Annotated in this window: 9 protein-coding genes; 4 read left to right on the forward strand and 5 right to left on the reverse strand. The window is 44.1% G+C overall.

The window, feature by feature from the left end; genetic code table 11:
• Entirely contained in the window at nucleotides 1–1293 is a 1293-nt protein-coding gene (gene odhB, locus B4G81_RS10585; RefSeq protein ID WP_294082308.1) for a 2-oxoglutarate dehydrogenase complex dihydrolipoyllysine-residue succinyltransferase, read from the forward strand.
• 2 nt (nucleotides 1294–1295) lie between these two features.
• Here the strand turns inward: odhB and B4G81_RS10590 are convergent, their stop codons facing one another.
• From B4G81_RS10590 to B4G81_RS10610, 5 genes are all read right to left on the reverse strand, one after another.
• Nucleotides 1296–3629: an ATP-dependent helicase gene (locus B4G81_RS10590; RefSeq protein WP_294082310.1), complete on the reverse strand. Its 2334-nt coding sequence runs from the start codon at nucleotides 3627–3629 to the stop codon at nucleotides 1296–1298.
• Nucleotides 3630–3712: 83 nt separating this feature from the next.
• Nucleotides 3713–4180 carry a hypothetical protein gene (locus tag B4G81_RS10595; RefSeq protein WP_294082312.1) on the reverse strand — a complete coding sequence of 156 codons (468 nt, stop codon included), beginning with the start codon at nucleotides 4178–4180 and terminating at the stop codon, nucleotides 3713–3715.
• Between the two features lie 37 nt (nucleotides 4181–4217).
• Complete coding sequence (locus tag B4G81_RS10600; protein WP_294082314.1) at nucleotides 4218–4817, reverse strand: thymidine kinase; 600 nt, start codon at nucleotides 4815–4817, stop codon at nucleotides 4218–4220.
• Between the two features lie 64 nt (nucleotides 4818–4881).
• On the reverse strand, nucleotides 4882–7470 hold the full coding sequence (mutS, locus tag B4G81_RS10605) for a DNA mismatch repair protein MutS (protein WP_294082368.1): 2589 nt from the start codon (nucleotides 7468–7470) through the stop codon (nucleotides 4882–4884).
• Nucleotides 7471–7642: 172 nt separating this feature from the next.
• Complete coding sequence (locus B4G81_RS10610; RefSeq protein ID WP_294082315.1) at nucleotides 7643–8329, reverse strand: SIR2 family NAD-dependent protein deacylase; 687 nt, start codon at nucleotides 8327–8329, stop codon at nucleotides 7643–7645.
• Nucleotides 8330–8435: 106 nt separating this feature from the next.
• Here B4G81_RS10610 and B4G81_RS10615 point away from each other — a divergent pair, with 106 nt between their 5' ends.
• The 3 genes from B4G81_RS10615 (at nucleotide 8436) to B4G81_RS10625 (ending at nucleotide 13831) form a co-directional block, all read left to right on the forward strand.
• A complete protein-coding gene (locus B4G81_RS10615) occupies nucleotides 8436–9020 on the forward strand; it encodes an FKBP-type peptidyl-prolyl cis-trans isomerase (RefSeq protein WP_294082316.1) in 585 nt (194 codons plus the stop codon).
• Nucleotides 9021–9061: 41 nt separating this feature from the next.
• Nucleotides 9062–10075 (forward strand): FKBP-type peptidyl-prolyl cis-trans isomerase, encoded by a 1014-nt coding sequence (locus tag B4G81_RS10620; protein WP_294082317.1) that lies wholly within the window; start codon nucleotides 9062–9064, stop codon nucleotides 10073–10075.
• Between the two features lie 546 nt (nucleotides 10076–10621).
• On the forward strand, nucleotides 10622–13831 hold the full coding sequence (locus tag B4G81_RS10625; RefSeq protein ID WP_294082318.1) for a SusC/RagA family TonB-linked outer membrane protein: 3210 nt from the start codon (nucleotides 10622–10624) through the stop codon (nucleotides 13829–13831).
• Nucleotides 13832–13848: the final 17 nt, after the last annotated feature.

The following is a 13848-nucleotide window of genomic DNA, read 5'->3' on the forward strand; positions in this document are numbered from 1 at the left end:
ATGGCCATTATAGAAATAAAAATACCGAGTCCCGGTGAATCCATCACACAAGTGGAGTTATCCCGATGGTTAGTAGAAGAGGGGGCGGTAGTACGAAAAGATAGTGAAATCGCAGAGTTGGAATCGGAAAAAGCCACGTTGATGCTGATTGCCGAAGAGAGTGGTAAGATATCGCTTAAAGCGGCCGAAGGTGAATCTGTTGACGTGGGCGCTGTTGCTTGTACGATAGATACTTCGGTGCAAGCGGAAGAGCAGGAAAAACCGTTGGCTCCTGCTATGGAAGAAAAGCCTTCTCCGCAAGATTCTCCGGCGGATAAAGAAACAAAAGAAAAGATAGACACAACGGCTGTCCCTGTAGCTAAAATGACGCCTGACGCTGCTGAATCCCGGGAAAGTTATGACAAGATAAAGATCACACCTCTGGCAAAGAAAGTGATGACGGAACACAACCTGTCGATAGAAGATGTGGTCAATGGCCTGAAGCGGTTGAAGCGTGAAGATGTGGAAGCTGTGCTGGGAGCATCGGGAGCAGTCACCGCCGATGGGTTGAAAAAACCGATCAGCCGTGAATGGAAGAGTGAACGGATGAGTTCTTTGCGGAGGAAGTTAAGTGAGCGATTGGTGTCGGTGAAGAACGAGACAGCAATGTTGACCACTTTTAACGAGGTGGATATGAAATCGATCATGGATCTACGGAAAAAATACCAGGTCCGGTTCACGGAAGAGCATGGTATCAAGTTGGGGATTATGTCTTTCTTCCTGAAGGCTTGTGCTGTGGCACTTCAGGAATTTCCCAATGTGAATGCCAAGTTAGACGGTGAGAATATGGTTACCCATGAGTATGCCGACATATCGGTTGCTGTAAGTACTCCCAAAGGGTTGATGGTACCGGTGATCCGGAATGTGGAGAGTTTGGGCTTGGCTGAAATAGAGCGGGCACTTGAGGATTTGGCGGGAAAGGCGCGGAGTGGCAAGCTCTCTATTCCTGAAATGAGTGGAGGCACCTTTACCGTAACCAACGGCGGTGTCTTCGGATCCATGATGTCCACACCGCTTATCAATCCGCCGCAGTCTGCCATATTGGGGATGCATAATATCCTGGAGCGTCCGGTAGCAGTAGATGGCGGGGTGGTGATCCGGCCTATGATGTATGTGGCGTTGTCGTATGACCACCGGGTGATCGACGGCAAGGAGTCGGTTGGCTTCCTGGTCAGGGTAAAACAGTTATTGGAGAAACCGACCGATCTGTTGTTCGGGGGAAGTACCGGTGAAAAAACGTTATTGGAAATTTGATCCTATTCCACAATTGAGAATTTGGCGAATTTGAGCAGCAGTTGTTTTTTGCCGGCAGACTCAAATTCTACGAAAGCGCGGCGATCATTGCCGCTCATCTCGATGGATGTGACTATTCCCCGTCCAAACCGTTCATGTTCTATTACGTTTCCCTCTTGCAGTTCCCGGGCTTCTTTTGATAAGGGGGCTGCAGATGAACCGGCTCGTTGGATGGGTACAGCCCGTTTGGGAATGAGAGGGGTTCTGCTGTATCCGCTGTCGATTGTTGATTGTTCCCGTCGCTCCCGCTGTTCACGCATAGAACCCCAAAAGTCATCTGTGGAAGATTGCCATTCGGTATTTTCATCGCCTCCTCCTTCAATAAATGAAGGATCAATATCCCTCAGAAATTGGCTGGGCAAGGCAGCATTGGTCTTCCCGTTCCGGAAACGGCTTTTTGCATAAGTGATGGTGCAACTTTTCTTTGCACGGGTAATGGCTACATAAAAAAGGCGACGTTCTTCCTCGAGACCCCGCATTTCGGATTTGGCCATGGCCGACGGGAAAAGATCTTCTTCCATTCCAACCACAAATACATGATTGAACTCCAATCCTTTGGCGGAATGCACAGTCATGAGCGTCACCTTTTCCCTTTCTGCTTCATTGTCGGTGTCCTGGTCGGTGAGGAGAGACACTTCCGACAGGAAATCGGTCAGGCTGATATTCTCTTCTCCTTCTTCCTGCCTCGTTTCCACGAATTCGTTGATGGCATTGAGCAACTCCTGCATATTTTGTGCACGGCTCATCCCCTCGGGTGTCATGTCCTCATAAGCTTCATGGGCAATACCACTGTTTTTGATTACCTCTTGTGCGAGTTCGAAGGCATTCAGCTTTTTGTTTTGCCCGATAAATCCCTGCATCAGGGAGTGGAACCCTTCTAACCGATTGACCGTACCTGAATTGATTTCCAGATTGTATTCCAGTGGCGAGGTTATTATCTGCCACAAGCTTACGTTATATCGTTGGGCAGCTGAAGTGATTTTGGAGAGTGTTACGTTTCCGATTCCACGGACAGGATAGTTGATAATACGGCGGAACGCTTCTTCGTCACTCGGGTTGACGATGAGGCGGAAGTAACTGATAATATCCTTGATCTCTTTACGTTGGTAGAATGATAATCCTCCATATATCCTGTAAGGGATATTATTTTTTCTCAACGCTTCTTCAAAGGTGCGCGATTGTGCATTGGTGCGGTAAAGTATGGCAAAGTCACTGTAGTTGACATGGTTCTCGAGCCGTATCCGTGTAATTTTATTGGCGACGATCAATCCCTCTTCAAAATCAGAAAAGGCGCTTTTGATCTCGATCTTATCTCCTTCTTCATTCTCGGAGAACACATCTTTGAATATCTGTTCGCTATTTTTCTTGATCAGGCTGTTGGCCGCATTTACGATATTCTGTGTTGAGCGGTAATTCTGTTCTAATTTGAATATCCGGGTATTTGGGAAATTCGATTTGAATTTCAGGATGTTGTCGATGTTGGCACCCCTGAAGGAATAGATGCTTTGCGCATCATCACCTACCACACACACGCGGTGGTGTGCGTCAGCCAGCTGTCTTACTATCAGGTGCTGTGCGAAGTTGGTATCCTGATACTCATCCACCAAGATATATTGGAACTGGTTCCGGTATTTTTCCAGTATTTCTTTGTGATCACGGAACAAGATATTGGTGTACATCAGGAGATCGTCAAAATCCATGCTGTTGGCTGAGCGGAGCCTGCTCTGGTAGCGTTGGTATATTTCGAAGAGCTGTGGACGCCTCGCCATCCGGTCGTATTGTTGGATTTCATCGTTGGCAGCGTACATGGCAGGGGTGATCAGGCTGTTCTTGGCTCTCGATATTTGTCCGTGCACCGCTCCCGGCCTGTATAGTTTGTCATCCAGCTCCATCTCTTTGATGATGAGCCTGACCAGATTGGTCGAGTCGGACGAGTCGAAAATAGTAAAGTTGGACTGAAAGCCGATTGCTTCGGCTTCATTCCGTAATATACGTGCAAAGATAGAGTGGAAGGTACCCATCCAGAGTCGCCGTGCCCTTTTCTCACCCACAATATCGGCAATTCGTGATTTCATCTCACGGGCCGCTTTGTTGGTGAAGGTGAGGGAGAGGATATAATAAGGGGGAAGCCCCTGTTCCAGCAGGTAGGCGATCTTATAAGTAAGCACTCTGGTCTTTCCTGAACCGGCACCGGCGATCACGAGTGATGGTCCATCGCAAAATTCTACGGCTGCCCGTTGTGCTTCATTCAGCTGGCTGAGTAGGGGCGAATCACTATTTTTTCTTACTTTTTGCATAACTGCAAAAGTACGAATTTTTGGTGTAACAGGATAAAAAAACCGCCCTCGGTTGAGAGCGGTTGTAGGGGAGTTTTTTTATATCAGAACTTATAGCGCAAGCTAAGTGCAAACCCGCTATACCAATAGTCGTTATAACCGTTCGTGAAGTTGATCGACGGCTTCCAGTCCAGGGAGATATTAAAGGGTGCCTGGGGAAAAGCATACTCGATACCGCCAATCAGGTCGACTCCAATCAGGAAGGTGCCGTCGTAGCGATCCTTGTGTTTATGGATTCCCCCGAGGTGTCCACCGAGACCCAAATACCATTCCAGTCCGGGAGCATTGGGAACCGGTTGCTGGTATTCATACAATGCCGTTGCTTGAAAGTAATTGGGAGAGAATGCGACAATAAATTCACCTGCGGATGCCGGAACGAAAAAGTGTTTCAACGACACACCGTTGTCGTATCCCAATCTCACGCCGAGTGAGGAATTGTACTGTTGTGCGTTCAATGTAGAAGCAAATGCTGCCGTCAGAAAAGCAGCGAAAAGTAGTTTTTTTAGTTTCATATGATTCGGTTTTATAAAAATAATAACAAATAATCTTCTATTTTGTTTGTAATCCTTCCAGCCTTCCCCCTTTTTTCAAATAACATTTCCTGCATAGCGGTTGATATTCTTCCATTTCGCCCAGCATCACCTGTTTGTCGTTCTGTACCAACCTATGTGAGTAGTTGGCCAGATTACCGCACTGGACGCAGATGGCATGTACTTTTATCACATCATCGGCAATGGCACATAATGCCGGCATGGGGCCGAAGGCTATACGTTTGAAATCCATATCGAGTCCGGCGACGATTACCCTGACTCCTTGGTCGGCCAGTCCCTGGCATACATCCACTAATCCCATATCGAAGAATTGTGCTTCATCAATCCCTATCACTTCCGCCCCGGAGGAGAGCAGCAAAATGTTACTTGAGTGTTCCACCGGGGTGGACAGGATGGTATTTTTATCGTGTGATACCACTTCTTCTTCCGAATAGCGGGTGTCGATAGCGGGTTTGAAGATCTCTACCGTTTGGCGTGCGAACTGTGCGCGGCGTAACCTGCGCAGCAGTTCTTCTGTCTTGCCGGAAAACATCGAACCACAGATTACTTCGATCCGACCGGTGCGTGCTGTTTCGTTGAGTTGGTTTTCGTTATACATTTCTCTCTTTCGATAATTTTCCGGATACTTCCGGTTCGTTTGTTGTCCGGAAGGGCAGTGAGTTTTATTTGCCTTTGACAATTTTCTTGATTTCGTTCAATTTGTTTAGTGCCTCGATAGGAGTCAGGTTATTTACATCAAGGTTGATAATCTCATCCCGTACCTGGCTGAGGATCGGGTCATCCAACTGAAAGAAGCTCAATTGATATCCTTCTCGTTTCTCCACAAAATCCTGGATAGGTTTCTTGATCATCTCTTTCCGGTTAGATGATTCCATCTGAGAGAGGATAGCATCCGCCCGATTGGTGATGCTTTGGGGAATACCGGCCATCTTCGCCACATGAATACCGAAGCTATGCTCACTTCCCCCGGGAACCAATTTACGCAAGAAAATTACTTTGTTATCGATTTCCTTTACCGCTACATTATAATTCCTGATACGTTTGAACGATTTCTCCATTTCGTTCAGTTCATGATAATGTGTTGCAAACAATGTTTTGGCGCGAGCTTTGGGATTTTCGTGGATATATTCTACGATTGCCCATGCAATTGAAATACCATCGTATGTACTTGTGCCGCGTCCTAATTCATCGAAAAGGACAAGGCTGCGCCCCGATAAGTTATTAAGGATGTTGGCTGCTTCGTTCATCTCTACCATAAACGTGGATTCGCCCAGAGAGATATTGTCAGAGGCACCCACCCTGGTGAAGATTTTATCGACCAGCCCGATTTTCGCCGAGTCGGCCGGTACGAAGCTTCCAATCTGTGCCATCAGGGTGATAAGCGCGATTTGTCGGAGGAGGGCCGATTTACCTGCCATATTGGGACCGGTGATGATGATGATTTGTTGGGTGTCACTGTCCAGATAAATATCGTTGGCAATAAACGGTTCGCCGGGAGGAAGTTGTTTTTCAATTACCGGATGCCGCCCGTTTTTTATGTCGATCACTTCGGAATCATTGATTTCCGGTCGGATATATTTATTTTCCCGTGCTACGTTAGCGAAAGAGAGAAGGCAATCTATCCGTGCAATGATATTGGCATTGGTCTGGATGGCAGGGATGAATTCAAGAAGATTCTCCACCAGGGAATTGTAAATGCTGGTTTCCAGTGCAATTATTTTCTCTTCCGCCCCTAATATTTTCTCTTCGTACTCCTTTAATTCGGCAGTGATATATCTTTCGGCACTGACTAATGTCTGCTTGCGTATCCAGTCTGCCGGTACCTTGTCCTTATGGGCATTGCGTACCTCTATATAATAACCGAACACATTATTAAATGCTACTTTAAGGGAGGGGATACCGGTTCTTTCACTTTCGCGTTGCTGGATTTGCATCAGGTAATCCTTCCCTGAGTAAGCAATCTGTCGCAAGTTGTCCAATTCTTCATTCACCCCTTTCCTGATATATCCACCTTTATTTTGTAGGGCAGGAGGATCGGCTATGATCTCTTTCCCGATACGATTGCGAATGGCGAGGCATGGATCGAGTTGTTTGCCCATCTCGGCAATACTTGGATTGTCGCATAGGAGAAAAGCGTCTCTGATTGGTTCAACAGCAGTGAGTGCGATTTTGAGTTGGGCTACTTCCCGGGGGGTGATCCTTCCTGTGGCTGCCTTGGAAATGATTCGTTCCAGGTCGCCTATAAGGGAAAGCTGTTGTTCGAGCAACGTTTTCAATTCGGGCTCCCTGAAGAAATGTTCCACCACGTTGAGTCGTGCTTCTATCGGTTGCGCCTCTCTCAGTGGAAAAACCGTCCATCGGCGCAACAGACGAGAACCCATTGGGGAGATGGTTTTGTCGAGTACATTGAGCAGACTTTTTCCTCCTTCGTTAAGAGGGTTAATCAGTTCCAAGTTGCGGATAGTAAATCTGTCGAGACGTACATAACGCTCTTCCTCGATCCGTAATAGTGAAGTTATATGAGCAATATGTTTATGCTGGGTGATATCCAGGTAATGGAGTATAGCTCCTGAGGCGATAATACCCCGTGTAAGCTGGTCTACGCCGAATCCTTTCAGGTTTTTTGTCTGAAAATGGGAGAGGAGCCTGTCGCGGGCACTGGTTTCAGTGAAAATCCAGTCGTCGAGTTCAAAAATAAACCATTGAGAACCGAATATCTCTTCAAATTTTTTTTTGTTGCCCCGCTCAATGAGTATTTCTTTGGGTGAGAAGTTGGAGAGAAGTTTGTCTATATCGTCACTTATCCCTTCAGCCGTAAGAAATTCACCGGTTGAGATGTCGAGAAAGGAAATGCCGAACAAGTTGCCTTTTTCAATATACATCGCACAGAGGAAGTTGTTTTCTTTATGGTTCAGTATGTTGTCATTGATAGATACGCCGGGAGTAACTAGTTCAGTAATGCCGCGTTTTACCAGTTTCTTGGTCGTCTTGGGGTCTTCCAGTTGATCGCATATAGCTACACGTTTGCCTGCACGGACCAGTTTCGGCAGGTAAGTATCCAGCGCATGGTGTGGAAACCCGGCGAGCTCCACAAATTGCGCCGAGCCGTTAGCTCTTCGCGTGAGTGTAATTCCCAGTATTTCAGCCGCCACGATGGCGTCATCCGAAAAGGTCTCATAAAAATCACCTACACGAAACAATAAAATAGCATCGGGATGTTTTGCCTTTATCTCGATATACTGCTTCATCATTGGTGTTTCTGCTATCTTTTTTCCCACGAATTTTTATTTACAATTACTAATGACTAATTACCAACCACAATGATTAATTATCACTGGAGATTAAATCTTTGAATGTTGAATTTGAAATTTCAAAAGCGAAATTACAAAAAAAGCATGACTATCGAAAAATTAAATTGATTTGTTAGCGCAGTAGTTCTTTCAATTCTTTCACTCCTTCAGAAGCTCCTTTCCTGATATGGTGAATATTATAGCGGTTGGTATGTACGTCCTTCGGGTCGATTAAATATACCGGCACATTTTTTCTTATGTCATTGAGTAGTCCGGCGGCCGGGTATACATTCATGGAAGTGCCGATGATAACAAATATATCTGCCTGCGCGCAGATTCTTTCGGCTTCATAAATCATAGGTACCGCTTCGCCAAACCACACGATATGGGGGCGTAATTGGAATCCCTTTTCACAGGTATCGCCCGGATGTATATCGATATGCGCCGGGTCGATATCATACACAAGTGAATCATCCCCTGTGGAACGCACTTTCATCAGTTCGCCGTGAAGGTGGAGCACATTTGTGCTGCCGGCCTGTTCATGCAGGTTATCAATGTTTTGGGTGATAATGTGCACATCGAAATCTTTTTCCATTGCAGCCAGTCCATAATGTCCTGCGTTGGGTTTGGCATTCATTAATTCCCTCCGGCGCATATTGTAGAAATTCAATACTAATTCAGGATTTGCTGTAAACCCTTCGGGTGTAGCCACCTGTTCCACCGGATATTGTTCCCATAATCCTCCCGAATCGCGAAAAGTAGCAATTCCGCTCTCGGCACTCATTCCTGCTCCAGTCAACACTGCCAATTTCTTTCTCATATGCATCTCTTTTTCTTTCAAATATAGCTTTTTTCTACTTAAAATCAACGTTATTTCATATTAAAATCGTATTTTTGCGAATTAAAATCAAAAAGAAAAAAGTTAGATGGACAAACTAAGTTACGCGTTGGGAATGAGTATGGCTTCAAATCTTATGAATTCGGGATTGGACCAGATAGATGTAGAATCGTTTGTGAAAGCCTTTACTGAGATCATGAACAATACCGCTCCTTCGATAAGCCCCCAGGAGGCAAATCAGATTATTCAGAGTTATTTCAGCCAGATGCAGGATAAGATGCTGGAGAATAATCTGAAAAAAGGTATGGCATTTCTGGAAGAGAACCGTAAAAAAGAAGGGGTTGTTACGCTTCCCAGCGGATTACAATATGAGGTACTCCAAGAAGGGAACGGAGCCAGACCGAAAGCTACGGACAAGGTGCGATGCCACTATCATGGCACATTATTGAATGGTCAGGTCTTCGACAGTTCAGTGCAGAGGGGCCAGCCGGCCGTTTTTGGTGTGAGTCAGGTGATCAAGGGGTGGGTAGAGGCGCTTCAATTGATGTCGGTCGGCTCCAAATGGAAATTATATATACCTTCAGAGCTCGCTTATGGTGAACAGGGAGCGGGAAATTCCATAGAGCCCAACTCTACACTTATCTTTGATGTAGAACTGCTGGGGATAGAGTAATTAAGATGAGATCTAAACAAATAAATTTAACATAGAGAAAAATGAAAAAAACAATTTTAGGCACATTTTGTGTAATGACTGTTTTGTCGGTCTTGATGGCATCCTGTGGTGGGGCGTCTACTCCAAAGACATCCCTGAAGAATTCAGTAGACAGTGTTTCTTATGCTTATGGTGTGAGTATGGCTGAACAGGGATTGGTCCAATTCCTTGAGCAGACCGGCGTGCTGCAAAGTACCTCCAATATTGAGTATGATTATCAGATGAAGATTGCTGCTGCCGATTCTACTCAGAAAGAAGTATTGCAAAAAGAGATGACTGCAAAACTCGATTCAATGAAAAAAGTAAATGGTCCACGTCTCAATGAATTTCTCAAAGGGGTAAAGGAGGCAATGAATCTGGACGAAAAGTCGCCGTATGCTTATGGTTTGAGTATTGGTGTGCAATTTTCTCAACAGATGCTTCCTCAATTCAATTCGATGCTTTTCGGAACCGATTCAACACAAAAAATAAGTAATGATCAGGTATTAGCCGGTTTGATTTCGACGCTGAAAAATCAGCAGTTGGCTATCAGTACAACGGATGCTAATGCGTTGGTTCAGAAAAAAATTGAAGAAGCCCAAGAGGCCGAACAAGTACGTCAGGAAGAAAACCTCAAAGTGCAGTATGCTGATAGTATTGCTGCCGGAGAAGCTTATATGGCTGAGAATGCCAAGAGGGAGGGTGTTGTGACGCTTCCCAGCGGCTTACAGTACGAAATCCTGCGTGAAGGCACCGGTGCTGTTCCTGCTGATACCGATCGGGTAAAAGTGCATTATCATGGCACACTGATTAATGGTACGGTCTTCGATAGTAGTGTAAACAGGGGTGAACCTGCTACATTTGGTGTGACTCAGGTAATTGCCGGGTGGACGGAAGCTCTTAAACTGATGCCTGTGGGCTCTAAATGGAGATTATATGTTCCCTACAATCTGGCTTATGGTGCTCAGGATCGAGGTACTATCAAACCCTTCTCAAATCTTATCTTCGATGTAGAGTTACTGGGAATAGAAAAATAAATTCTTTTATTATAGTACAATTGAGGTGGCCATTTTTTGGTCACCTTTTTTTATGTTTTCTTGGAAGATTGATTATTTTGTCTTTTTTATATTGATAAACTTGATAAATGATAAAAAATAAAGATTTTCTCTATTTTTTCTTGCATAATGTTTTCTGAAGGCGTATATTTGCACCATTATAGATTGTAAGGTTATTCCGCTTATAATTGTTAAATTATAAGGCGTTTTGTATTGTTGGATTTCCAGAGTAATCTTAATGAAATGTATTTAGAATGGAGGTTTCAATTTCAGTATGACATTTTTTTTAAAAAAAAAGTGCAAAAAACTATATAATTGAAATAAATGGTTTATATTTGCGAAACATATGGATAGTCATAATACTGTTAATTTATGTATGATGTAGAGTTGTAAAAATCGTAAGGAAGAAAGGGCTATTTTATGTATTTATATTGATAATCAATCTTTTATTATTAGTTAAAACCCCTTTCAGACTATCGGCATATAAGATATATTATAAATATAGTGTTTAATTTAAAAGTAGAGTTTATGAAAAGAAAGCTAACTATGTTTTTAGCCCTATTTTTTATTGGGATAGGGCTTGCTGTAGCTCAAACCCAGGTGCGTGGTACCGTGGTGGATGAAACGGGCGAACCGGTGATTGGGGCTACCATCCAAATCAAAGGTACATCGCAGGGAACCGTTTCTGACGGGGATGGTAATTTCAACCTGTCTGCTCCTGCCAACGGCATCCTCGTAGTTTCCTATGTAGGATATCAAACACAGGAAGTGCAGGTAAAGGAAAATGTAAGGGTTGTTTTAAGAGATGATACCGAGATCCTTGATGAAATTGTTGTGACGGCAATGGGTATCAGGCGCGAACGTAAGGCATTAGGTTATGCTGCCCAGGATTTGAAATCTGACCAACTGAGTAAAGCCGGGACAACTTCTTTGGCGAATGCCATACAAGGAAAACTTACCGGTGTGGATGTGCGTCAATCCTCCGGTGCACCGGGAGCTTCTGCGCAAATTGTAATTCGCGGTGCCCGTTCTTTCGATGGTAACAACCAACCTTTATATGTGGTTGATGGTATGCCCATCAATACAAAAGCTGATTTCGATACCGAGCAATCAGTAACTGGTGCGAATTATGCGGACCGTAGTATTGATATTAATCCGGAAGACATTGAAACGATTAACGTACTGAAAGGGCAGGCAGCCTCTGCGCTTTATGGTATCCGGGCATCCAATGGTGTAATTGTGATTACTACCAAACGAGGATCGGGAAATATGCGTAAGCCACAGGTTACTGTCTCCACGAACTTGAGCGCCCAGAGAGTTTCTCGTAAGTTCGAACGGCAAACCGTGTATGCACAGGGGAATGCTATTTCGGCTTATACCCCATCTGCATCCATGTCTTGGGGGCCTAAAATATCAGACTTACCTAATGATTGGCAATATGGAGGTAATGCTGAGCCGGGGTATAGATTAAAAGATTCAAACAAACCGGATGAGGAAAGTAATAGGTTATATAATTCTGCCTATTTATATGGTAAACATGAAGGTCATTATTATAACACTTCGCGTGCTAAAGCTGGTCTGGATGGCTGGACTACCCCTCAGACTTATGATAATGTGGGTGATTTTTTGGGTACCGGGTTCACTGAAAATACAAATGTAAATATATCTCAAAGTATCAATGGGATTAATTATTCTTTTGGTATCAATAATTCTTATCAGGAAGGTATAATCCCATCCACAGGGATGAACCGTTGGGGCGCACGTGGTTTGGTGGATTGGAAAATCGATCCCCAATGGACTACAGGATTCTCTATGAATTATTCTTCCAGCAAGATCACCGGAGCACCGGGAGCGAATGACGGTATTATGAATGTGATTTACTCCGCTCCGGCCGAGTATGACTTGAAAGGGATTCCTACCCATGTTCCGGGGGATATTACCGATCAGGTATTATTTCGTTCTACATCTTTTGTAAATCCATATTGGTGGGCCGAGCATAATGAATATTCACAACATACCAATCGTGCATTCGGGAATGCGTATGTAGAATTTCAGCCCAATTTGAATTGGGACAATTTTGCGTTGAGTTTTCGCGAACAGGCCGGTTTGGATATCTGGACTTCTGACTATTCCGATGTAAGGGAGATGGGAACCACAAATTCATTAGGAGGAGGAGATATCGAAAATTACGGAAGACAGTACAATGTATTTAACAACTTGCTTACTGCCAATCTCGACGGGAAATTTGGTGAAAATGAAGAGTGGGGATTAAACGTTGTAGTTGGGAATGAAATTAATCATGAAGGAAGGCGTGTTTGGGATTATTACGGGAGTAATTTCAATTTTCCCGGTTTTAAAAATATAGGAAATGCAACTTCTTATACTTCCAGTGAATACACTCGTCAGGAACGTACTGTGGGATTCTTTGGAAGTGCTTCCTTGTCGTGGAATAATCAGTTATATCTGACTGTAACGGGGCGTAATGACTATGTATCTACCATGCCGCGAGGTAGCCGTAGCTTTTTCTATCCATCGGTATCGCTGGCATGGGATTTTACCCAGCTACCTGCATTGCAGAACAATAGTGTGCTGAATTATGGTAAGTTGCGTACATCTTTCGCACAGGTCGGGCAGGCTGGAAATTATTATAATAACTATTATTATACTCCAGCTTATGGTAGTGGTTTCTATGGTTATTATCCGGTTACTTATCCCCTCTCGAGTGGGGTTTCCACTTTTACACCTTTCTATAGAGTATATGATGAAAGTCTGAAACCACAAAATACGACAAACTATGAGTTGGGTACCGATCTGCATTTTTTTGATAGTCGTATCAAATTGGAGTATACCTACAGTTATCAGGATGTAACAGATCAAATTTTTTCTGTTCCTGTGGATGGTGCTACTGGCTATCAGGAAATGTTGACGAATGCCGGTGAAATGAAAACTCGTGCGCATGAGCTTTCTCTCAATGTGGCTATTTTGAGAGCAAGAGATTATGATTTGAATTTGGGGATCAATTTTACCAAAATTAAGAACGAAGTGGTTGAATTGGCACCGGGTGTTGAGTCCATTTTCTTGGGAGGTTTTGTAGAACCCCAGATACGCGCACAGGCCGGGCTCACTTATCCGAATATTTACGGAAATGGCTTTAAACGTGATGAAGCCGGCAATATGCTTTTGTTGAAAGGTTTACCTCAGGCAACCGGTGATAGCCAGAACTTAGGTGCAGCCTCGCCTGATTTCATCACCGGCTTTACCTTCGGTGGTCGTTTCAAACGACTTTCTTTGTCCACTACTTGGAGTTGGCAAAAAGGTGGGAAAATGTACCATGGTACGAATATGACTATGAATTACTTTGGTGTTACCAAAGAATCACTGCCATATCACGAAGGAACGATGGTTGCGGAAGGAATTGATGAAACGACCGGAAAGCCCAATAACGTTGAAGTGAGTAAACAGGCATATTATATGGCATATTATGATGTTACCGAATCCGGTATTTATGATACCAGTTTTCTCAAGTTGCGTGATTTGACGCTCACTTATCAGTTGCCCAAAATAGGGACCTTTGATATCTCAGTACATGGTTTTGCCCGGAACATTCTTCTTTGGACCAAGTTGCCGAATTTTGATCCGGAATCTTCGCAAGGAAATAACAACATGAGCGGCTATTTCGAGCGTTTCTCTATTCCGAATACTTCCAGTTATGGTGGTGGACTTACTTTTACATTCTAAATAATTCAATAAAAAAG

It is taken from the genome of Proteiniphilum sp. UBA5384, assembly GCF_002410825.1.
Taxonomy (GTDB): domain Bacteria; phylum Bacteroidota; class Bacteroidia; order Bacteroidales; family Dysgonomonadaceae; genus Proteiniphilum.

Bases quoted from the DNA above. Each gene is read 5' to 3' on its own strand.
- odhB (WP_294082308.1), top strand. From the start codon at position 1: ATGGCCATTATAGAAATAAAAATACCGAGTCCCGGTGAATCCATCACA.
- B4G81_RS10590 (WP_294082310.1), bottom strand. From the start codon at position 3,629: ATGCAAAAAGTAAGAAAAAATAGTGATTCGCCCCTACTCAGCCAGCTG.
- B4G81_RS10595 (WP_294082312.1), bottom strand. From the start codon at position 4,180: ATGAAACTAAAAAAACTACTTTTCGCTGCTTTTCTGACGGCAGCATTT.
- B4G81_RS10600 (WP_294082314.1), bottom strand. From the start codon at position 4,817: ATGTATAACGAAAACCAACTCAACGAAACAGCACGCACCGGTCGGATC.
- mutS (WP_294082368.1), bottom strand. From the start codon at position 7,470: ATGATGAAGCAGTATATCGAGATAAAGGCAAAACATCCCGATGCTATT.
- B4G81_RS10610 (WP_294082315.1), bottom strand. From the start codon at position 8,329: ATGAGAAAGAAATTGGCAGTGTTGACTGGAGCAGGAATGAGTGCCGAG.
- B4G81_RS10615 (WP_294082316.1), top strand. From the start codon at position 8,436: ATGGACAAACTAAGTTACGCGTTGGGAATGAGTATGGCTTCAAATCTT.
- B4G81_RS10620 (WP_294082317.1), top strand. From the start codon at position 9,062: ATGAAAAAAACAATTTTAGGCACATTTTGTGTAATGACTGTTTTGTCG.
- B4G81_RS10625 (WP_294082318.1), top strand. From the start codon at position 10,622: ATGAAAAGAAAGCTAACTATGTTTTTAGCCCTATTTTTTATTGGGATA.